The 20,207-nt window shown below is 72.5% G+C and carries 21 protein-coding genes and 1 pseudogene; 11 read left to right on the forward strand and 11 right to left on the reverse strand.

Translation table 11 applies throughout. The annotated features are described in order from the left end of the window. Window positions 1-359: 359 nt before the first annotated feature. Together ACFY0X_RS08335 and ACFY0X_RS08340 are read right to left on the reverse strand one after the other, a co-directional pair. Entirely contained in the window at window positions 360-848 is a 489-nt protein-coding gene (locus ACFY0X_RS08335) for an SAM-dependent methyltransferase (protein WP_387750633.1), read from the reverse strand. 40 nt (window positions 849-888) lie between these two features. Continuing rightward, window positions 889-2,265: a Tat pathway signal protein gene (locus ACFY0X_RS08340; RefSeq protein ID WP_387750635.1), complete on the reverse strand. Its 1,377-nt coding sequence runs from the start codon at window positions 2,263-2,265 to the stop codon at window positions 889-891. Between the two features lie 188 nt (window positions 2,266-2,453). On the opposite strand from ACFY0X_RS08340, the gene ACFY0X_RS08345 reads away from it, so the two are divergent. The 6 genes and pseudogenes from ACFY0X_RS08345 to ACFY0X_RS08370 all read left to right on the forward strand — a co-directional run bounded on the left by ACFY0X_RS08345 (window position 2,454) and on the right by ACFY0X_RS08370 (window position 6,399). Next, on the forward strand, window positions 2,454-3,017 hold the full coding sequence (locus ACFY0X_RS08345; RefSeq protein WP_387750638.1) for an ATP-binding protein: 564 nt from the start codon (window positions 2,454-2,456) through the stop codon (window positions 3,015-3,017). A gap of 159 nt (window positions 3,018-3,176) precedes the next feature. Further along, window positions 3,177-4,145, forward strand: coding sequence for a hypothetical protein (locus ACFY0X_RS08350; RefSeq protein ID WP_387750640.1), 969 nt, complete (start codon window positions 3,177-3,179; stop codon window positions 4,143-4,145). Window positions 4,146-4,484: 339 nt separating this feature from the next. Further along, window positions 4,485-4,745, forward strand: coding sequence for a hypothetical protein (locus ACFY0X_RS08355; RefSeq protein WP_387750643.1), 261 nt, complete (start codon window positions 4,485-4,487; stop codon window positions 4,743-4,745). Next, complete coding sequence (locus tag ACFY0X_RS08360) at window positions 4,732-5,265, forward strand: class IV adenylate cyclase (protein ID WP_387750646.1); 534 nt, start codon at window positions 4,732-4,734, stop codon at window positions 5,263-5,265. Before ACFY0X_RS08355 ends, ACFY0X_RS08360 begins: the two co-directional genes overlap by 14 nt. A gap of 73 nt (window positions 5,266-5,338) precedes the next feature. Beyond that, window positions 5,339-5,833: pseudogene (locus ACFY0X_RS08365) on the forward strand (radical SAM protein); the annotation flags it as partial. A gap of 293 nt (window positions 5,834-6,126) precedes the next feature. Then, window positions 6,127-6,399: a hypothetical protein gene (locus ACFY0X_RS08370; RefSeq protein WP_387751940.1), complete on the forward strand. Its 273-nt coding sequence runs from the start codon at window positions 6,127-6,129 to the stop codon at window positions 6,397-6,399. A 21-nt stretch (window positions 6,400-6,420) separates the two neighbouring features. On the opposite strand, the gene ACFY0X_RS08375 is transcribed toward ACFY0X_RS08370, so the two are convergent. The 5 genes from ACFY0X_RS08375 to ACFY0X_RS08395 all read right to left on the reverse strand — a co-directional run bounded on the left by ACFY0X_RS08375 (window position 6,421) and on the right by ACFY0X_RS08395 (window position 10,714). Next, complete coding sequence (locus tag ACFY0X_RS08375) at window positions 6,421-6,771, reverse strand: winged helix-turn-helix domain-containing protein (protein ID WP_387750649.1); 351 nt, start codon at window positions 6,769-6,771, stop codon at window positions 6,421-6,423. Continuing rightward, on the reverse strand, window positions 6,768-7,562 hold the full coding sequence (locus ACFY0X_RS08380; protein WP_387750652.1) for a hypothetical protein: 795 nt from the start codon (window positions 7,560-7,562) through the stop codon (window positions 6,768-6,770). Before ACFY0X_RS08380 ends, ACFY0X_RS08375 begins: the two co-directional genes overlap by 4 nt. A gap of 131 nt (window positions 7,563-7,693) precedes the next feature. Continuing rightward, window positions 7,694-8,596 carry a 5'-3' exonuclease H3TH domain-containing protein gene (locus tag ACFY0X_RS08385; RefSeq protein WP_387751900.1) on the reverse strand — a complete coding sequence of 301 codons (903 nt, stop codon included), beginning with the start codon at window positions 8,594-8,596 and terminating at the stop codon, window positions 7,694-7,696. Between the two features lie 61 nt (window positions 8,597-8,657). Then, window positions 8,658-9,758, reverse strand: a complete 1,101-nt coding sequence (locus ACFY0X_RS08390; protein WP_387750655.1) for a cation diffusion facilitator family transporter — start codon at window positions 9,756-9,758, stop codon at window positions 8,658-8,660. 227 nt (window positions 9,759-9,985) lie between these two features. After that, window positions 9,986-10,714 carry a gamma-glutamyl-gamma-aminobutyrate hydrolase family protein gene (locus ACFY0X_RS08395; protein ID WP_387750659.1) on the reverse strand — a complete coding sequence of 243 codons (729 nt, stop codon included), beginning with the start codon at window positions 10,712-10,714 and terminating at the stop codon, window positions 9,986-9,988. A 166-nt stretch (window positions 10,715-10,880) separates the two neighbouring features. Between ACFY0X_RS08395 and ACFY0X_RS08400 the strand changes: the two genes are divergently transcribed. The 4 genes from ACFY0X_RS08400 (at window position 10,881) to ACFY0X_RS08415 (ending at window position 15,753) form a co-directional block, all read left to right on the forward strand. Next, window positions 10,881-12,284: a glutamine synthetase family protein gene (locus ACFY0X_RS08400; protein WP_387750662.1), complete on the forward strand. Its 1,404-nt coding sequence runs from the start codon at window positions 10,881-10,883 to the stop codon at window positions 12,282-12,284. 23 nt (window positions 12,285-12,307) lie between these two features. After that, entirely contained in the window at window positions 12,308-13,675 is a 1,368-nt protein-coding gene (locus ACFY0X_RS08405; protein WP_387750665.1) for an aldehyde dehydrogenase family protein, read from the forward strand. Between the two features lie 7 nt (window positions 13,676-13,682). Next, window positions 13,683-14,483 (forward strand): 3-oxoacyl-ACP reductase, encoded by an 801-nt coding sequence (locus tag ACFY0X_RS08410; protein ID WP_387750668.1) that lies wholly within the window; start codon window positions 13,683-13,685, stop codon window positions 14,481-14,483. 109 nt (window positions 14,484-14,592) lie between these two features. Next, window positions 14,593-15,753, forward strand: coding sequence for a DUF2510 domain-containing protein (locus ACFY0X_RS08415; RefSeq protein WP_387750671.1), 1,161 nt, complete (start codon window positions 14,593-14,595; stop codon window positions 15,751-15,753). 127 nt (window positions 15,754-15,880) lie between these two features. Here ACFY0X_RS08415 and ACFY0X_RS08420 read toward each other — a convergent pair whose 3' ends face one another. The 3 genes from ACFY0X_RS08420 to ACFY0X_RS08430 form a co-directional block, all read right to left on the reverse strand. Beyond that, the gene (locus ACFY0X_RS08420; protein ID WP_387750674.1) at window positions 15,881-16,795 is read right to left on the reverse strand and encodes a lytic polysaccharide monooxygenase; all 915 of its coding nucleotides are present in this window, start codon (window positions 16,793-16,795) and stop codon (window positions 15,881-15,883) included. 240 nt (window positions 16,796-17,035) lie between these two features. Then, the gene (locus ACFY0X_RS08425) at window positions 17,036-17,443 is read right to left on the reverse strand and encodes a hypothetical protein (RefSeq protein ID WP_387750677.1); all 408 of its coding nucleotides are present in this window, start codon (window positions 17,441-17,443) and stop codon (window positions 17,036-17,038) included. A gap of 61 nt (window positions 17,444-17,504) precedes the next feature. Continuing rightward, complete coding sequence (locus ACFY0X_RS08430) at window positions 17,505-18,728, reverse strand: amino acid deaminase/aldolase (protein ID WP_387750680.1); 1,224 nt, start codon at window positions 18,726-18,728, stop codon at window positions 17,505-17,507. Window positions 18,729-18,856: 128 nt separating this feature from the next. Here ACFY0X_RS08430 and ACFY0X_RS08435 point away from each other — a divergent pair, with 128 nt between their 5' ends. Next, on the forward strand, window positions 18,857-19,630 hold the full coding sequence (locus tag ACFY0X_RS08435) for an SseB family protein (protein ID WP_387750683.1): 774 nt from the start codon (window positions 18,857-18,859) through the stop codon (window positions 19,628-19,630). A gap of 102 nt (window positions 19,631-19,732) precedes the next feature. Here the strand turns inward: ACFY0X_RS08435 and ACFY0X_RS08440 are convergent, their stop codons facing one another. Beyond that, on the reverse strand, window positions 19,733-20,110 hold the full coding sequence (locus tag ACFY0X_RS08440) for a DUF1844 domain-containing protein (RefSeq protein ID WP_387750686.1): 378 nt from the start codon (window positions 20,108-20,110) through the stop codon (window positions 19,733-19,735). Window positions 20,111-20,207 lie beyond the last annotated feature (97 nt).

A 20,207-nucleotide genomic window follows, 5' to 3' on the forward strand; every position in this document is an offset into this window, starting at 1 on the left:
CACCCCCCACCCCCCACCCCCCACCCCCCACCCCCCACCCCCCACCCCCCACCCCCCACCCCCCACCCCCCACCCCCCACCCCCCACCCCCCACCGTGCAGCTTCGGCTTTGCCTCGCCGCTCGGGCTTCCACGGCGTTGCGCAGGAAGTCGGTCCAGCCGACTTCCTGCGCAGAAGAAAGATGGCTCTGCCCCCGCCGAGGGCGGGGGCAGAGCCATGGAGACGGCACAAGCGACGTTCCAAGCCGTTGCCGGTTCGGCGGGGCCGAAGCGGCAACGGAAGGGGGTTGCAGGGGAAGCCGATGTGGTCGACTTCTCACGGAGAGGAGGCAGCCGAAATAAACGGGGCGATGCTTATCGTCAGGCCGTGGGTGGTGCCGGGGCGAAATAGTCGCGGAGCATCTCGGTGGTCCACGCGGGTTGGCGAACCTCTCCGCGCGGGCCGAACTCCTCGAACCACGGCTTCACTTCGATGACCGGGGTGCCATCGATGGCGTCAAGGTCCTCGACGTGCAGGTCCAGGCCGTCGACCTTGACGAGTCGACAGCGGGAGGACCCGAGCCAGTTGAGGCGTCGCATGTTCCGGTGGCCGAACACGCCGACCTCGGGCCAGTCCGGGTTGTCCCGGGGGCGGCGCGCACCGAAGTTCAGGTCGGTCGGGTCGGTCCGGTGAAACCGGAAGATCACGTCGAGGTGGGAGAACTCTTCCAGTCCCTTCGTTGCGTCGAGCGGAAACCTGTCGCCGTCCAGCCGGATGATGGCCCGCGTCCCTCCCCAGTAGTCATCGGTCGGCTCCGTTCGGCCTCCCACAACGTGCCCGAGCGCTTCCACGCTGAAGGCGTCACCCACGTGCTTCCCCTCCTGTGAACGAACCCACCGGGACGGCGGGTCAGATGGTGGTTGCCAGGTACTCAGCGGCACGCCTGTCGACGACGTCGATGGTCGCCAGCCTCCGTCCGCGGTAGGGAGACAACGCGCTGCGGATCTGCAGGGCGACGTCGCGGGTGCGGGCCGATCGGACAGTCTGCATGGCGTCAAGTGACCGCGACCAGATAGTGCAAGCCTCCTCAATGGCATGCTGCCGGGCTTTCACGAGGCCCAGGTGGCCAAGAGTAACGGCATGGGTCCTGGTGAAGGAGGAGGCCTGTCGTGTCGCGACGCTGCGTGCGAACTGCCTTGCTGCACCGTCCAGATCGCCGAGGTCGCGCAGCGCCGAGGCGGTCTCGTGCGCCAAGGAGGCCTCGCCGAAGAAGAACACCCGGCCTGGTTCGTCGTCGCCAAGGGAGGCCGCGGACAGGTCGCGTTCGGCCCGGAGTAGCGCGGCGTTCGCCTCAGTGGTGCGCCCCGCCGCAGCCAGGGCGCGCGCGTGGACGACGCCGAGCAGCGAGCGTTCGCGCGGGCTGGCGAGCCCGTACCTGTCGCCGGCCACGGAAGCTTCGGCGACCTTGACCGCGTGGTGAGGCTTTCGGAGGTCGACCGCCTGGTGGGCCATGGCGCGGAGGACGTGGCCGGCCATCGCGGGGTCGTCGGCCTCGGCCGCCAGTTTCACGGCGACGGTGTAGTAGTGCTGGGCGATGGGGTGCTCGCCGTTGTCGAACGCTGTCCACCCGGCCAGGTAAGCGAGTTCCGAGGCAGCGGAAAACATGTCGCGCCGAATCTGGTCGGAGGCAAAAGTGCCGTGCAGGAACTCTCCGACATCGGTGAGGAGATACTGCGCGACGGCTGTCCGTCCGTGGCCGCCACCTCGGCGCTGGTCGAGTTGGGAGAAGAGTCCAGCCATTTCCCGGACGGCATCGACGTCGGCCTGACCGGCGCGGCGCTGCGTAACGCCGCGGCTGCCGGTCCGGGCCATGTGTTCCCACCAACTGTCCGGCGGGATGCTCAGCGCCCCGAGTGAGTACGTGAGGGTGCGGAGGAGCTGTCTGCGTTCCACGTCAACGTCGATCCGTCCAAGAGCCGCCAGGGATTTCAGCGTATCCAAGTTCCAGTCGCGCAGGTCCGGTTGCTCGTTGCCGAGATCCATTGCCGCCAGAGTGATGTCACGGTTCAGCCAACTGGTGAGCACCTCGGCGAGATACTGCGGGATGTTCCCGGAGGGCGTCACGCCTTGGCGGACCCACTGCGTGACGGACACCCGGCTCGGTCGCGCCGGATCGTTGTGGCGGGCCGCGACGGCGCACAGGGCCCGGGCGAGGGCTTCGTTCGGCCGGCCTGCTTCCCGGATGAGCTGTCCCAGCCGCTCATTGGGTTGGCGAGTACGCCCCATGAGGGTCTCCTGGCGATGCCGTTTAACCGGTTCAACAACGGACGGTGGCTAACACCTTACTCCCAGCCACCTTGGGCGGTTTGCTGTTCGTGCAAGGCAGTTGCAGGCCGCATTGCGAACGTCCCGTCATTGGGGCAACAGCGCGGCCCGACCTCCGACAGACCTACCCGAGTGAGTGAGGCGCCCCCATGGAGCCTGGATCACGCATCATCACGACGAGGTTCCCCGCCGAACGGGAACGGATCGGCGAACTCCGTCACTGGGCCAGGACGGCCGTGCCGCTCCTCGGCCTGGACGACCGGCAGCGCGGTGGCGTGCTGGGCGACGTGGAACTCGTTCTGTCCGAACTCGGCACCAACGCCGTCCTGCATGGCTGTGGCGGCGACCAGCCGGGCGTGAAGCTGACGGCCTCTCTGACGTATGCCCCGGGCGTGCTGCGCGTGTCCGTGACCGACCCGGGTGACGGCAGGCCCGAGTACCGGCAGGCGAGCAACGGGGCCACCCATGGCCGTGGTTTGAGACTGGTCACGGCGCTTGCGTCCCGGGTCGGCATCGAGGACCTCCCCGAGGGTGGCAAAGAGATCTGGGCGGAGATCGAGCTGCCCGATTCGATGGTGGCGGCTGCCATGACCGAGCAGATCGGCCAGCGGGTCAGGGGGCCGCGCTCGGACACCGCCGTGCGGGACTTCCGCCACCGGACCGCCGGCGGCAGGCTGCCCGAGCGTCCGACGTTCGACCGGATACCGGCGTAGACAACCTGCTGGTCCGCAGGTGACGCCCGAAGGCGCCTCGCGCCGGCGACACCACCAGACTTCCCAATGCCGGCGGCCCGGTAGGCCCCATGGGATTGGGGCCTCCCGGACCGATCTCCCTTTCGCTCCATCCACCTACGCCCACCCGAGGACTGCGCTGTGAGCATCGGACTGCGCACCAGATTGTTGCTCAAGACCGCCACCCCGGCTCGCAGGCTGGACATCGCGGCCTCCTTCGAGGCCCTGACACAGGCCTGCGTGTTCACCGGTGACGACGTCGCGAAGGCCGAGTTGGTCAGCGACAGCCCGAACCACCTGTGGTCGCTGCCCGACTCCCGTGCGCTCGCCATCGTGCACCCCGACCCGGACGAGGCCTGGGCGCTCATCAAGGGCGTGCAGTTCCTGCGGCAGCACCAGGTCGCCGTCACCTCCCCCTGGTACACGGACGTCCGCGCGACCGCCGAAGGCCGGGCCGTGACCTTCTGGCAGGATCCAGGAGCACCGAGCGCCGACACGTCCCTTTCCGGATGGGTGACCGCCCTCACCCATCGGATCGACCCCGGGACGGCCCCATGGCTCAGGGAGCACGACCCGTTCGCCGGGCTGCTGGACGGCCTGGACGACGCTCCGCTGAACGAGACCGCCCGCCGCTTCCTGCGCGAGCACGCGGCTGGCCTGCGCGAAGAGTGGGACTACCTCGACTGGCCGACACCGGACACCGTCATCCTCGGCGCCCTCGGCATGGTCCCCTGTCACGACGACGGCGTCCACGTCGGGCTCCTGCTGCGCCGCCCACTGACGCGCGGCCACCGCGAGTGGGACCTGGTCGCCGCCCGCTGGCGCAGCGAGCTGCTCATCGGCCGGCGTCAGGACCACCGGCTCTACGCCGACACCTACCTCTCCTATGAGCGTCAGGACCAGGCTCCGGCTCACCCCTACATCGGCGCCTGGTCCGGTTACCAGGTCGTACGCGACGTCGTCGTCCTCACTGCGGTGATGGACGTCGTGCGCCGCGCTCACCTCGATGCCAACACCCTCCGGGAGGCCGCCCACCGCGTCGCATGCCTGCGCGGAGCCCGCCCGGCCCCGTGGAACTGGGGGCCACGAATGGAGTTCACATGGACGTGACCCGAGGACTCTTCATCACCATCGACGGTCTCAGCGCGAGCGGGAAGACCACCATCGCCCCGCTGGTCGCCGCCCTCGTCAACGGTGTTCACGTCACCGACGGCACCTTGTCGACGTTCCCCCGCACGCGTGCGGAGGTGGACGCCGTCGGCACCCTGCCGGCGCGGTTCCACTGGTGGATGATGGCCAACCACATCAAGTCCGAGACCGCCCGGGCGCTCATCGAGTCCGGTCGGACGGTGGTGGTCGAGTCCTACTTCCCGCGCACGATCGCCACGCACAGGGCGATGGGGCACGGACTGCGTGCCGGCGTATCCCGACGGGGTCCTCGTTCCGGACGTGCCGATCCTCCTGGAAGTGGACGACCGCGTACGGCAGGAGCGTCTTCATCAGCGCGCCGAACAAGGAACGCTGACCTGCTGGCACCAGCGCGAGGAGCCGAACGTGGCCGAGAGCTCCCGTGTGTACCGGGCGTTGGGCCTGCTGCCGGTGGACGGCACCGACCGCCCGCCCGAGGAGGTGGCGCGCGGTATCGCCGACACCGTGCGCTCGCATGCTCGTACCGCATCGAGGAAGGCAACGTTCCATGACCGCAATTGAGTTCGAGGCAAAGGTCCTCAACATCGAGCCGGAGGCGATGCGAGCGCTCCTGGCCGAGGCCGGGGCCGAGCACCTGGTCGACCGGTTCCAGCGCCGCTACGTCTACGACATCCCCGGCCGACCGGGCGCGTGGGTCCGGCTGCGGGACACCGGCACCGACGTCACCCTGTGCGTCAAGGAGATCCACTCCGACGCGATCGACGGCGTGACCGAGACGGAGACGACCGTCGGCGACTTCGACGTCACCAACGCGCTCCTCGGCAAGCTCGGCTACCAGCCGAAGGCCTACCAGGAGAACCGTCGGTCCTCGTGGAGGCTGGCCGGCGCGGCCGTCGAGATCGACCACTGGCCGCTGATTCCCCCCTACGTGGAGATCGAGGGCGACAGCGCCGAACACGTCCACGCGACCGCCCTCGCGCTCAAGCTCCCTCTCGAGGAGCTGACGAGCGAGAACACGACCAAGGTCTACCACCGGTACGGGATCGACATCGAGTCGACCCCCCGGCTCACGTTCGAGTGACGGGAGAGAAGCCTTGTCAGCTACCCAGCGTCCTGCGGTCAGGGTCGTCCGGGACCGGACCATCCGCATCAAGGTGATCGACGATTGCGGATTGGCCTGCACGTTCTGCCACAACGAGGGAACACCGGTCACCGCCGACAACCGGGGCCGCACCGAACTGCCCTTCGCCGCGGGCCCGGGCAGGACCGGGCGTGTGTCGATCTACAGCGAGACGAACGGAGTCGGCTTCCTGGCCGCCAGGATGGACCCGGACATGGCCTTCCGGCGGGCGGTGCGAACCGTGGCGAGGGCGTTCGGTGCCGACGAGGTCCACCTCACGGGTGGGGAGCCCACGCTGCACACGGAGGTGCCCGCGCTGGTCGCGGCGCTCTCCGGCATGGGGTTGAGCGTCGGGATGACCAGCAACGGGGAGCGCGGCCGACAGGTCATGCCGGAGTGTTCGGCAGCGGGCCTCAATCGGGTCAACGTCTCGGTGTTCGGTACGACCGCCGAAGAACTCCAGGTCGTCCAGTCCGAGCGCTTCAGGACGGCGGGCCTGGCCGAGGCGAAGATCCGCGCGGCGGAGCAGACCATCCGTGCTGCCGTCTCCAACGGTGTGAAGGTCTCCGTGAGCATCGTCGTTCCCGGAACGGCCCACGTCGACCGGGTCGTCCACCTGGTCGAGTCGTACGGCCAGTTCGCGGACGTGCGGATGCTCACCAGCATCCAGGACGGCCCGGAGTCGGTCGCGGCGATCTCCGAAGTGCTGGCCTGGGTCGGTGCGGAGCCGGTGCTCCGGACGTTCACCGCCGGTACGTCCGACGAGCGCACCCTCTACCGGGCGCTCGGCAGCCGGGCGGTGTACGTGAAGCGGCTGCTGCCGTGCGGCTCCCCGACACCTGTGCGTCGTGCCGGTTCAACAACGACACGGACTGTGAGGAGGGCTACTACGGTATCCGCCTCTACCTCACCGACCAGGGGGAGTACATGGTGGGCGTCTGCATCCAACGGATGGACCTCTGCGTTCCCGTGGCCGAGTTGCCGAAGAGCGGGATCGTCGACGAGGTGCTGGCCTTCAAGGACGCCGAAGTCCGGAGGCGGACACGAGAGTACGGCGCCGCTGCCGGAGCTGCGGCAGGAACCGACCCGGCGTAGGAAGTCGGCCCGGCCGACTTCCTACGCCGGGGTGGGCCCGGGGGCGGCGGCGTCGAGGCGGCGGACGAGGGCGCGCAGGGCGCGGAGTTCGCGGTCGAGGGCGTCGGCGCCGTGGGGGGTGAGGGTGACCCAGGTGCGGGGGCGGCGTCCGACGTAGCCCTTGGCGACGGCGACGAGGCCGGACTCCTCCAGGACCTTGAGGTGGCGGGACAGGTTGCCGTCGGTGGCGCCCAACTGCTCCTTGAGGAAGCCGAACTCGACCCGGTCGGCCTCGCGGGCGATCGCCAGGATGCCGAGCCGGACCCGCTGGTGGACGGTGTCGTCCAGGGCCAGGGTCGGGTGCTGCTCCTCGGCTTCGTCCGCAACGCTCATGAGGTGACCGTACGGGATGCCCCCGGTGTGCGGCGGGCCGCCGTCCACTGTGCCAGGCCGGCGGCCAGCAGGACCGCCGCCAGCAGCAGGGCCTTCGGCTGGGGGCCGTCGGCCCAGCCGCCGTCGCCGCGGTCGAGCCAGGGCAGCCAGCCGCTCTCCCACGGGGCCGCGAGGTAGCCGGTGAGCAGTGCCGTGTGGGCGAGGCCGGCGGTGGTCACCAGGGGGCTGCGTTCGGTCAGGCCGAGGACGATCAGGCCGATGCCGACCACGTACCAGGGGGAGGCGTAGGTGTTCACCAGCAGGGACAGTCCGAACGGCACATGGCGCGCGAAGACCAGGCCGAGCAGCACGGCGGTGAGCAGCACGCCGATCCCGACCGCGGCGCCGACCCAGCCGTCGCGGTGCGGGACGATCCCGCGGGCCTCGCCGCGCCGCCGGTACCAGCGGGCCAGGGCCAGCCAGGCGAGCGGGAGCAGGGCGTACCAGACGCCCCAGGCCAGGAAGCGGAGCACGGCGCCGTCGAAGTCGCCGGTCCGGCACGAGCCGTCCGGTGCGTGCGGCACGCAGAGGTCGATGAGCTCGGAGTAGGCGAAGGACGGGTACGAGGCGACGAACCGTCCGTTGGCGCCGAAGTTGTAGGCCTGGCCGGAGACCGGCACGGCGGCCAGGGCGAGCAGGCCGAACCCGAGCAGCGGCACCCCCGAGCCGCGCAGCCGGGTCCGGGCCCGGGCCCGGAGCCCCTCCGTCTCGGCGAGGAGTTCGGCCGGGCCGGCCCGGTGTGTTGACGCCATGATCCACCCCTTGTCACGCGTGTCCACTTTGCTGTGCCATGAACTTTGCATCGCAAAGTGACATGGCGTCAAGGGACGCCGAGGGCCCGCACGCTCCGGCGGGAGCGTGCGGGCCCTGGGTGTACGGCGGCTCAGCGGGTGGCGAGGGCCTCCAGCAGGCGGTCCAGGGAGGTGCCGAGGCCCCAGCGGGTGGAGAGTTCCTCCAGCGTCATCGGGTACAGCGGCTCGCGGGGGAGGGCCGGGTCGAAGGCGGGCAGCGGGGCGTCGTCGGCGACCCGGACGACCTTGGGGGCGACGTCGAGGTAGGCGGCGCCTTCGACGATGTTGCGGCGGCGGGCCGGGGTGAGCCTGGAGCCGGGGTCGAGGGCGGCGGCGCGGATGGCCGCGAGGTCGCCGTACTCGTTGATCAGCTGGGCGGCGGTCTTCTCGCCGATGCCCTTGACGCCGGGCAGGCCGTCCGACGGGTCCCCGCGCAGGGCGGCCATGTCGGCGTACTGGGCGCCGCGCACGCCGTACTTCTCCAGCAGCAGCGCGTCGTCGGTGACCTGGAGGTTGCCCATCCCCTTGACCGGGTAGAGCACGGTGATCCCGCGGGCGTCGTCCACCAGCTGGAAGAGGTCGCGGTCGCCGGTGACGATCTGCACCGGCCCGGTGGCGCGGGCGGTGAGGGTGCCGATCACGTCGTCGGCCTCGTAGCCGGGGGAGCCGACCCGGGCGATGCCGAGGGCGTCCAGCACCTGTTCGATCACCGGGACCTGCGGGGCCAGCGTGTCGGGCACCTCCTCCTCGCCGTCCTCGGCCGCCTCGGCGACCCGGTGGGTCTTGTAGGAGGGGACGAGGTCCACCCGCCACTGCGGGCGCCAGTCGGCGTCCATGCAGGCCACGAGTTCCGCGGGGCGGTGGTCGTGGACGAGCCGGGCGATGAAGTCCAGCAGGCCGCGGACGGCGTTGACCGGCTCGCCCTGCGGCGAGCGCAGGGTGTCCGGTACGCCGAAGTAGGCCCGGAAGTACAGGCTGGCGGAGTCGAGCAGCATCAGTCGCGGTGCGGTCACGACTCAGCATCATGCCGCACCGCGGTGACGGACGGGGTGGTTGTCAGTGTTCGTGCGGCCCGGCGCGGTGGACCGGGCCGTGGGCGTCGGCGCAGTGCTCGGCGTCGACGGCCGACTCTCCGGGGCCGGCGATCTGGAGCAGTCCGCCGGACTCGTCCTCGCCGACGTGGTCGACCTGGAGGGTGCTGTGGGTGATCCCGTACTCGGCGGCGAGGTGGCCCTGGAGCCGGCGGCGCACCGCGTGGCAGTCGCCGCCGGGGGTGACCAGGATGTGCGCGGACAGGGCGGGCTGGCCGGAGGTGATCTCCCAGATGTGCAGGTCGTGGATCTCCTCGACCAGCGGCTCGGTGACCATCCGGTCGGCCACCGCGTCCGGGTCGATCCCGGCCGGGGCGGCCTCCAGGAAGATCCGTCCGGAGTCCCGGACCAGTGCGACGCCGGCCTTGAGCATCAGCGCGACGACGATCAGCGAGGCGATCGCGTCGGCCCGGGCGAAGCCGGTGGTCACCACGACCACACCGGCGACGGCGGTGGCGACGAACGCGTACAGGTCGGTCAGCACGTGCTGGAAGGCGCCCTCGACGTTCAGCGAGCTGCGGTTGGCCTTGGACATGCACCAGGTGGCCGCGAGGTTGACCACGATCCCGACCAGCGCGGTGACCAGCACCAGTGAGCCGGTGACCTCCGGCGGCTCGAACAGCCGGGTGACCGCCTCGTAGCCCAGCCAGGCCGACAGCACCAGCAGGGTGACGCCGTTGGCCTGCGCGGAGAGGATCTCGGCGCGCTTGAGGCCGTAGGTGTAGCCGCCCCGGGCCGGGCGGGCGGCGAGCCGCATGGCGATCAGCGCGAGCACGATGGACGCGGCGTCGGTGAGCATGTGCGCCGCGTCCGAGATCAGCGCCAGGGAGCCGGCGGCGAAGCCGACCACGACCTCGCCGGCCATGAAGGCGACGATCAGGGCGAGCGCGCTGAGCAGCCAGCGGCGGTCCGCGTCGGCGGCGACGCCGTGCGAGTGGCCGCCGTGGCCCCCGGATCCGTGCGAGTGCCCCCCGGACCCGTGCCCGTGGCCGCCCTTCCCGTGCGAGTGCGAGTGCGAGCGCGAGTGCGGCTGCGACGGCGAACCCGAGTGCTGGTGGTCATGCACATGATCATCGTGCGAATGCTCGTGCCCGGCCATGAAAGTCCTCTCTGGGCGCACGGGTGCGAAAGGGGGCGCGCTGCGACCGCCCCGCAACCGAAGTGAACCGCAGAATCGACAAAGATCCAAAGGCTGTACTGGTGACCGTTGTCGTTGCCGTTCGGAGGGCCGGATCCGCCGTACGCCGCACCCCGCCGAACAGCCGAAATCCCCTGCCGCCGGGCCCAGTTGCGCTATCCCAGCGCCAGCGCGTCGAGGACCGCCGCGGTGGCCGCCCGGACCAGCGCCCGCATCAGCCGCAGGTCGTCCCCCTGCTCCGGGTGCCACTGCACCCCGAGCGCGAACCCCGGGCCCTCCACCGCCTCCACCGTCCCGTCCGGCGCGTGGGCGCTCACCCGCAGCCCCGTTCCGACCCGGTCGACGGCCTGGTGGTGGAAGGTCGGCACCTCCAGCTCGCTCTCCGGCAGCAGTCCGCCCAGCAGCGTCCCCGGCACCGGCCGCACCGCGTGGGTGCCGTAGCGCCCGGGCGGTGCGCCGTGCACGTCCACCGGCACCACGTCCGGCAGGTGCTGCACCAGCGTCCCGCCGCACACCACGTTCAGGACCTGCATCCCCCGGCAGACCGCCAGCAGCGGCATCCCCGCCGCCAGCGCCGCCCGCAGCAGCGCGACCTCCCAGGCGTCCCGCTCCGGCGAGTCCACCTCGGTCGCCGGATGGGCCGGCTCCCCATAGTACGCCGGATCGATGTCCGGCCCGCCCGCGATCACCAGGCCGTCCAGCCGGGCCAGCACCTCCGGCGCGCGCTCCGGGGCGTCCGGCGGCAGCAGGACCGCGATCCCGCCGGAGTCCCGGACCTGCGCGGTGTACCGCTCGGGCAGCAGTGCCACCCGGCGGTCCCGCCAATCGCTCCAACTCGCGTCCACCAGGTAGGTGCTGACGCCGATCAAAGGCCTGCGATCCATGGCGCGCATTCTCCCTCCGCGGCACCTGAACCACCGTCAGCCACGCGCGTCGGCGCGCCACGGCCACCCGACACCCACCCGCCCTCTTCCGCCCCGCGAGTCGCAGGCCGTACGGTTCGCTGTGACCGCTTGATCTCGAAGAGTGATCGACGAGGAGGGTTCGGCCATGTCTGAAATGTCCGAGAGGTCCGAACAGGTCGCCGCAGGCTCGCCGCCCCGGCCGCCGCTGACCCTGGACGGGCTGCGCACCCTGGTGGACGCCGGCGAGGTGCACACCGTCGCGCTCGCCTTCACCGACATGCAGGGCCGTCTCCAGGGCAAGCGCTTCGCCGCCCGGTTCTTCCTCGACGAGGTCGCCGAGCACGGCGCCGAGGCCTGCGACTACCTGCTGGCCGTCGACGTCGACCTGAACACCGTGGACGGCTACGCCTTCTCCTCCTGGGCCACCGGCTACGGCGACTTCGCGATGCGCCCCGACCTCGACACCCTGCGGCTCACCCCCTGGCAGCCCGGCACCGCCCAGGTCACCGCCGACCTCGCCCGGCACGGCGGCCACCCGGTGGACGCCGCCCCGCGCCAGCTGCTGCGCCGCCAGATCGCCCGGCTCGCCGAGCACGGCCTGGCCGCCGACATCGGCACCGAACTGGAGTTCCTGGTCTTCCGCGACACCTACGAGCAGGCCTGGCTGGGCGGCTACCGCGGCCTGACCCCGGCGAACCTCTACAACGTGGACTACTCGATGCTGGGCACCGCCCGGGTCGAGCCGCTGCTGTCCCGGATCCGCACCGAGATGGCCGGCGCCGGCCTGGTGGTGGAGTCGGCCAAGGGCGAGTGCAACCTCGGCCAGCACGAGATCGCCTTCCGCTACGCCGACGCCCTCACCACCTGCGACCAGCACAGCGTCTACAAGACCGGCGCGAAGGAGATCGCCGCCCAACTCGGCTGCGCGCTCACCTTCATGGCCAAGTACGACGAGCGCGAGGGCAACAGCTGCCACATCCACCTCTCGCTGCGCGACGCCGTCGGCGCCCCCGCCTTCGCCGACCGGGACGGCCGGATGACCGACACCATGCGGCACTTCCTGGCCGGCCAGCTGGTCGCGCTGCGCGAGTTCAGCGTGCTGTACGCGCCGAACATCAACTCCTACAAGCGCTACCGCCCGGGCTCCTTCGCCCCGACCGCCGTCGCCTGGGGCCGGGACAACCGCACCTGCGCCTACCGGGTGGTCGGCCACGGCCCCGGCCTGCGGATGGAGAACCGGGTGCCGGGCGGCGACGTCAACCCGTACCTCGCGGTGGCCGGGATGATCGCGGCCGGCCTGCACGGGCTGCAGCGCAAGCTGGAACTGCCCGCGCCCTGCCTCGGCAACGCCTACGCGGTCGAGGAGTACCCCCGGGTGCCCGGATCGCTGCGCGAGGCGGCCGAGCTGTGGGCCGGCAGCGAACTGGCCCGCGAGGCGTTCGGCGACGACGTGGTCGAGCACTACCTGAACATGGCCCGGGTCGAGCAGGCCGCCTACGACGGGGCGGTCACCGACTGGGAGCGCTACCGATCCTTCGAACGGATGTGACCCATGACCGACGGATGTGACCCATGACCGAGCCCGCCGCGAGCACCGTCCGCAACCCCGCCACCGGCGAGGTGCTCGCCACCGTCCCGGACACCACCTCCGAGCAGCTGGACGCGGCCGTCCGGCGGGCGGTGAAGGCCCAGGCCGGCTGGGCCGCGCTCGCCCCCGGCGAACGCGCCCGGCTGCTGCGCCGCTTCGCCGACCAGGTCGAGGTGCACGTCCCCGAGCTGGCCGCCCTGGAGGTGGACGAGGCCGGCCACCTGCCCGCCAACGCCCGCTGGGAGGCCGGCAACGTCCGGGACCTGCTGGAGTACGCCGCCGGGGGAGTGGAGCGGCTGACCGGCCGACAGATCCCGGTGGCGGGCGGCCTGGACGTGACCCTCCACGAGCCGGTCGGCGTGGTCGGGGTGATCGCGCCGTGGAACTTCCCGATGCCGATCGCCGCCTGGGGCTTCGCCCCCGCCCTGGCGGCCGGCAACGCCGTCCTGCTCAAGCCCGCCGAGGCCACTCCGCTGACCGCCCTGCGGCTGGCCGAACTCGCCCTCGCGGCGGGCCTGCCCGAGGGCCTGTTCCAGGTCGTCCCCGGCGCGGGCGCCACCACCGGCCGGGCCCTGGCGGACCACCCGGCCGTCCGCAAGCTCGTCTTCACCGGCTCGACCGTGGTCGGCAAGGAGGTCGCCGCCCGCTGCGCCGCCCGCGCCAAGCGGGTCACCCTGGAACTCGGCGGCAAGAGCCCCAGCATCGTCTTCGCCGACGCCGACCTCGCCCGCGCCGCCGACCCGATGTCCTTCGCCGACAACAGCGGCCAGGACTGCTGCGCCCGCAGCCGGATCCTGGTCCAGCGCGAGGTGTACGACGACTTCCTCGCCCTGCTGCTGCCCGCCGTCGAGACCCTGCGCACCGGCGACCCGACCGACCCGCAGACCCAGCTCGGCCCGCTGATCTCGGCCGCCCAGGTCCGCCGGGTGGCCTCCTACCTCACCCCCGAGCTGCCGGTGCTGGCCCGCGGCAAGGTCCCGGACGGGCCCGGCTACTGGTACCCGCCGACCGTTATCGCCCCCGCGGACCCGCAGGTCCCGGCCGTCACCGAGGAGATCTTCGGCCCGGTCGCCGCCGTCCTGCCGTTCACCGACGAGGCCGACGCCCTGCGGCTGGCCAACGCCACCCGCTACGGCCTGTCCGGCTCGATCTGGACCCGGGACGTCGGCCGCGCGCTGCGCCTGGCCCGGGGCGTACGGGCGGGCAACCTGTCGGTCAACTCGCACTCCTCGGTGCGCTACTGGACGCCCTTCGGCGGCTTCGGCGAGTCCGGGGTGGGCCGTGAGCTGGGACCGGACGCGCTGCGCCACTTCACCGAGACCAAGAACGTCTTCATCCACAGCGAGGAGTGACAGCCCGATGAGCGAGAAGCACGCCGAGCAGGACGGACCCGTCTGCCGCCGGCTGGTCGGCCGCACCGCCGTGGTCACCGGCGCGGGCAGCGGCATCGGCCTGGCCGCCGCCCGGCGGCTCGCCTCGGAGGGGGCGAAGGTGGTCTGCGCCGACCTCGACGAGGAGACCGGACGGGCCGCCGCCAAGGAGGTCGGCGGGCTCTTCGTGCACACCGACGTCACCGACCCGTACATGGTCGAAGCGCTGTTCGACGAGGCGTACGAGACCTGCGGCAGCGTGGACGTCGCGTTCAACAACGCCGGCATCTCCCCGCCCGAGGACGACTCGATCCTGACCACCGGCCTGGACGCCTGGCGCAGGGTCCAGGAGGTCAACCTGACCTCGGTCTACCTGTGCTGCAAGGCCGCGCTGCCGTACATGCGCCGGCACGGGCGGGGCTCGATCATCAACACCGCCAGCTTCGTGGCCCGGATGGGCGCGGCCACCTCGCAGATCTCCTACACCGCCTCCAAGGGCGGGGTGCTGGCGATGTCCCGCGAGCTGGGCGTGCAGTTCGCCCGGGAGGGCATCCGGGTCAACGCGCTCTCGCCCGGGCCGGTGGACACCCCCCTGCTGCGCGAGCTGTTCGCCGCGGACCCGGAGCGGGCCGCCCGCCGGCTGGTACACATCCCGCTCGGCCGGTTCGCCCGCGCCGAGGAGATCGCCGCCGCGGTGGCCTTCCTGGCCAGCGACGACTCCTCGTTCATCACCGCGAGCGAGTTCCTGGTGGACGGGGGCATCTCCGGGGCCTACGTGACGCCGCTGTAGGGTCCGCCCGGCCCGGCGCGCGGGTTCTCACCGGAATCTCATCGAAAACGGCGGGAATTCCGTGCTGCGCTGATTTCGCGTTTATCCGGCTGCCTTTAGATTCTCTGTCGTGAGTGAGCAGATTCCCGCCGGGTGGTACCCGGACCCCAAGGACACCACCAGTGACCCGAGGCCCCAGCGGTGGTGGGACGGCAGGGGCTGGACGGCCGACACCCGGCCCGCACCCTCGGACGCCCCGGCACCGGCCGCTCCGGAGCGGGAGCCGGCCGCCGCCGCGGACCCGGGACCGGCCGCCGCCGCGGACCCGGGGGCGGGACCGGCCGGGCGGCCCACGGTGCTGGAGGGCGAGGTGCTCGACAGCGGCCCGACCGTCCGCTACCCGGAGCCGCCGCCCTTCGGCACCGCCTACGGCTCGCCCGCCGGACCGCCGCGCCGGCCCTCCAAGCTGGTGCTGGCGACCGCCGTCGCCGCCCTGCTCGGCCTGGGCGCCGGCTCGGGCATCACCTACCTCGCGATGGACGGCCACGGGGACCGCCCCAAGCGCAGCGCCCGCCCGGCCCCGCAGTCCGACGGCAACGGCCCGTGGGGCGGCGTCCCGGACTTCGGCGACCCCGGCAACGGCGGTGACGGGAACGGCGGCGGGAGCGGCAAGGGCGGGGGCGGCGGCAACGGCGGGAGCGGCGGGAGCGGCAAGGGCGGCGGTAAGCCCCGCCCGAACGCCGACCAGGCGATCGACGTGGTCAACCGGCTCACCCTGCCCGTCCCGGACGGCTGGGAGGCCGGCACCACCGACAAGGGCTACGCCATGCTCAGCGTCGGCTCGTACACCTGCGCGGGCGGCCAGGGCGAGTGCTCCCTCGGCGGGGTGAACACCGGCCGGATCGCCGGCGGCGGCACCGACGTCCAGGCGGCGGCCAAGGCCGACATCGCGTCGGCGGCCAAGGACGCGTACGGCGACGTCACCGGGCACCAGGAGCTCAAGTCCGAGGCCGTGAAGGTCAACGGCAAGGACGGCTACCTGGTCCGCTGGAAGGTGGACGCGCCCAAGGGCAACAACGGCACCGTGCAGACCGTGGTCTTCCCGTCCGCCGACGGGAAGTCGCTGGTCTCGGTGCACTTCGGCTTCGACATCGCCGACAAGTCGCCGGACGTCGCGGTGATGGACACCATCGTCCAGGGCATCTCCGACTACAAGGGCAAGCTGCCGGGCATCCCCGGACTGCCCGGGACGGGCTCCGGCTCCGGCGGCCCCGGGGGCACCACCACCTGAGCCCCGCGCTCCTCACACGGCGGCGGCCCACCCGGGAGGGAACCCTCCGGGTGGGCCGCCGCTCTTGGAACGTGCCACGGGAGCCGGGCCGGACGGGGGTATGGCCGGCCCGGTCCCGCGCCCGGCGTCAGGAGTCGCGTCGAACAGCCTCGACACGACGGCGCCGGAGCACCATGCCGGCCCAGCCGGCACCGATCGCGGCCGCGCCCGCGAGCAGCAGCGGACCGGTGGCCGAGGTGCCGCCCACGGCCGCGGCGGCGGTCGGGACCACCTGGCCGGCCGGGGAGTCCGGGTCCCCGCCGTGGCCGTGGTGGGCGACCGTGGACCTGGAGGCGTCGGCCGCGATCTGGGCGTCGCTCGGCGCGGCCGGGGCCTGGGCGGCGAGTGCCGACACGGCCGTGGTGGAGGAGCCGAAGTCGACGTCGGAGCAGGCGTAGAAGGCCTCCGGGCTGTCGCTGCGCTGCCACACCGTGTACAGCACCTGGCGGCCGGTGCGCTGCGGCAGGGTGCCCGAGTAGGAGTACGAGCCGTTGACGGTATTGCGGTCGACCTGCACCTTGGCCACCGGGGTCGGGTCGAGGTCCGACCACTTCAGCGGCTTGGTCGGGTCGTAGCCCGCCTTGGTGATGTAGACGGTCTGGGTGCCGACGTGCGGCGCGGTGGCGCGGAACTGGAAGGTGAAGGCGCCGGCCTTCACCGCGGTGGCCGGCCAGTCGGTGCGCGGCCAGTCCAGCGCCGCGTACTTGTCGCGGTTGGCCGAGCAGAGCTTGCCGTCCGGGATCAGCGCCTGGTGGTTGCCGGCGGCGCTGCCGATGTTGACCTCGTTCCAGTCGTACAGCGGCTGGGTGCCGCTCGCGGCGACGAGGTCCTTGCAGATCTGGGACACCGGGTGCTCGGGGCCCTCGGCGAAGCAGGCGGCGATCCGGCTCACGGGGTTGGTCATCGTGCCGTGGGCGCTGGCGGTGCCGGCGGTGGCACCGGCCACCGCGACGACCGCGGCGCCGATCACGCCGACGGACAGGGCACTTCGCTTGATGGACATGGGGTGGGGACTCCTTGACCGTCGTTCCGGGCGAGTGTGGGGGAACGGGCACGCCTGCCCGTTCGGGAGCCGCCGGCCCGGCGCGCGGCCCCCGGCCAGAGCGTAGGATTGGTCTGGACCAGATGGCAATAGCCGCGCGCGCTGTGCTTGTTGACGGACTGTAGGGCCCCGAGCAGCGCAAAGGCCCGACGGACGGCGTGGTTAGCCGTTCCATCGGGCCCGCTTAAGGCTCCGGAAAGGTCAGAGGTTCAGACTGTTGATCGTGTGGGCCTGTACGACCTTGCCGTGGATCCTGGCATTCCCGCCGATCTCGTTGTGCACCGTGCCGGGGACCTGCTCGGGCCGAACCGGTGCGAACTCATCGAGGATTGACCGGAGTTCGGCGACCATGGCCGGGTCGTTGGCCAGCAGTCGGCGCAGCTTGGGCTCCCACTCCCCCTGCGCGCTCTGAGCGGCGGACTCGCGACCGTCCTCCGGTGTCGCGATCAGCTCCGCCTGGGTTTCGTCCAGTTCCTCGGAGACCGACTCCGCCCGTCGACCGAACATCGCGGCTACGCGCGGCTTGACCCGTTCCCAGGCTGACGTGACCATGAGGCCGGCCAGGGCGGTCGCGCCCCTCGTCGCAATCTCGGTGATTTCGGCGTCCATGCCGCTCCCCTCGTCACTGCCTTGGTGTCGGCTCCACGGTAGGGCAACGGCGGACGGGGCGTCAGAGGAACGCCTTCCCCTCACCCCGGTACGTCGGCACCGTCCGGACGATCCGGTCGCCCTCGATCAGGTGCAGCTCGGCGAAGCGTTCGCACAGCTCGCCCGCCTTGGCGTGCCGGAACCAGACCCGGTCGCCGATCAGCAGGTCGTCCGCCGCCGAGCCGAGCAGCGGGGTCTGCACCTCCCCGGCGCCCTCCATCGGGTCGTAGCGCAGCCCGGCGGGCAGGTACGGCACCGGCGAGCGGTCCGGCCCGGCCGCGCCGGAGGCCGGGTAGCCGCCGCCGAGGACGGTGACCACGCCGAGGCCGGGGCGGCGCACCACCGGCTGGCCGAACAGCGCGGCCGGGCGGCCCCGGAAGGAGCGGTAGTTGTCGAACAGCTGCGGCTGGTAGAGCCCGGAGCCGGCCGCCACCTCGGTGACGGCGCGCTCGGCCACGGTGGACTCCACGCTGCCGGTGCCGCCGCCGTTGACGAACTCCAGGTCGGCGACCTGCCGCAGCCGCCGGACCGCCGCCGCCCGGCGCTCGGCCAGCTCGGTCCGGGCCTTGGCCTGCATCAGCCGGATCAGCTGCGAGCGCACCGGCCGTCCGGGCACCCGGTCGCCCACCCCGGCGACGTGCCCCTCGTACGCCATCAGGCCGACCACCCGGAAGCCCCGGCGGCGCTGGACGAGCTCGGCGAAGGCGCCGAGGTCCTCGGGGGTGCGCAGCGGCGAGCGCCGGGCGCCCACCCGGACCCGGCCGCCGAGCAGGTGCAGCGAGGTGTCCAGCTCCAGGCAGACCCGGACCTCGGCGTCGCCGCCGCGGGCCTCGTCGATCAGGTCCAGCTGGGCGGGGTCGTCCAGGACGACGGTGATCCCGCGGGCGGCCTCCGGGTCGGCGGTCAGCTCGGCGAAGCCGGCCCGGTCGGCGGAGGGGTAGGCGAGCAGGATGTCGCGGAGGCCGGCGCGGGCCAGCCAGAGGGACTCCTCCAGGGTGAAGCTCATCACCCCGAGGAAGCCGTCCACCGCCAGCGCCCGCTCCAGCAGCGCCCGGCAGCGGAGCGACTTGCTGGCCAGCCGGATCGGCTTGCCGCCCGCCCGGCGGACCAGGTCGGCGGCGTTCGCGTCGAACGCGGCGAGGTCCACGACGGCCACCGGCCCGTCCAGGTGGGCGGTGGCGCGGTCGTACCGGAGGCGGTCGGAGACCGGGGCGGGCGCGGTCGCGGGTGCGTCGAGGATCACCATGGCCGCAGGGTGCCACACCGCACTACCGGTGGGTAGGCCCCGTGCGGGGAAAGTGCGGGAAGGCCTGGCAGGCGGGGGACGTGCAGCGGAATGGGGCCGCTCGGGCGCGGTGGCATAGGGTCGGACGGGTGGACCGCAAAGACTTCTCCAACCCGGCGTTCGTCGGCAAGAGCATCCCGAATCCCGGCTTCTCCGACGACGACGGCACCGCCGACCCGGCGCTCACCGAGGCGCTCGACCGCTGGTCGCGGGACCGCGCGGCCGAGCCGGAGGTGCTGGCGGCGCTGACCCCCACCCGGTTGATGGTCCCGATCGTCGCGATCCTCGGCGAGGTCGAGGTGAGCCCGGAGGGGCACCGGCACGAGAAGACCAGCGACATGGCCGTGCCGGTGCTGGAGGCCCCGGACGGCCGCCGCGCGCTGCCGGCCTTCACCTCGCTCGAATCGCTGACCCGCTGGCGCGCCGACGCCCGCCCGGCGCCGACGGCGGCCCCGCAGGCCGCGATGGTCGCCTTCGCGGAGCGCGCCGACACCCTGCTGATCGACCCGGCCGGGCCGGTGCCGTTCCAGCTGAGCGGCGCCCGGCTGCGGGCGCTGGCGGAGAACCGCCCGTTCCTGCCGCCGGTCCGGGACCCGGAGGTGCGCGAGGCGGTCCGCGGGCTGCTGGCGGCCGAGCCGGAGGTGGTCACCGGGCTGTTGGCGGCCTCGGACGGTTCGGACGGCGTGCTCGCGGTGGTGTTCGACCCGGCGCTGGACCAGGCCGGGCTGCAGGCGGCCGCGCAGCGGGTCGGGCAGGCGGTGGCCGCCGACCCGGTGCTGCGGGTGCGGCTGGACCGGGGGCTGGACCTCGCGGTGCTGCCGGCCGGCGCGGAGCTGCCGGGGGAGCCGCTCTACAAGCGGTAGTCCCGGGGGCCGCCCCCCGAGAGCGCCGGCGGCCGGCTGGGCGCGGGCAGTGGTGGACGCGAAGGGAGCGCCCCGCCCGGGGCGCTCCCTTCGCGAGCGGGCTCAGGAGTAGACCGGCCCGGTGAACTTCTCACCCGGGCCCGCGCCCGGGGCGTCCGGGACGACCGAGGCCTCGCGGAACGCGAGCTGGAGCGAGCGCAGCCCGTCCCGCAGCGGCGCGGCGTGGAAGTTGCTGATCTCCGGGGCACCGGCGGTGACCAGCCCGGCCAGCGCGGTGATCAGCTTGCGGGCCTCGTCCAGGTCCTTGTCCTTCTCGCCGCCCTCGGCGAGACCGCACTTGACGGCGGCGGCGCTCATCAGGTGCACCGCGACGGTGGTGATCACCTCGACGGCCGGGACCTCGGCGATGTCGCGGGTGAGGTCGTCGAAGCCGATCGCGTCGTCCTCAGCGCCGGGGTTCTGGGTGGGCTCGCTGCTCAAGGGGGGCTCGTTCCGTTGTGCCGTGTGGGTACATGTGGAGCGTACAAGGGGCCCCGCGGCGGGGCGGAATAGCGTTCGACGGCACGACGCTGTAAGC

Source organism: Kitasatospora sp. NPDC001547 (assembly GCF_042894165.1).
Lineage (GTDB): Bacteria > Actinomycetota > Actinomycetes > Streptomycetales > Streptomycetaceae > Kitasatospora.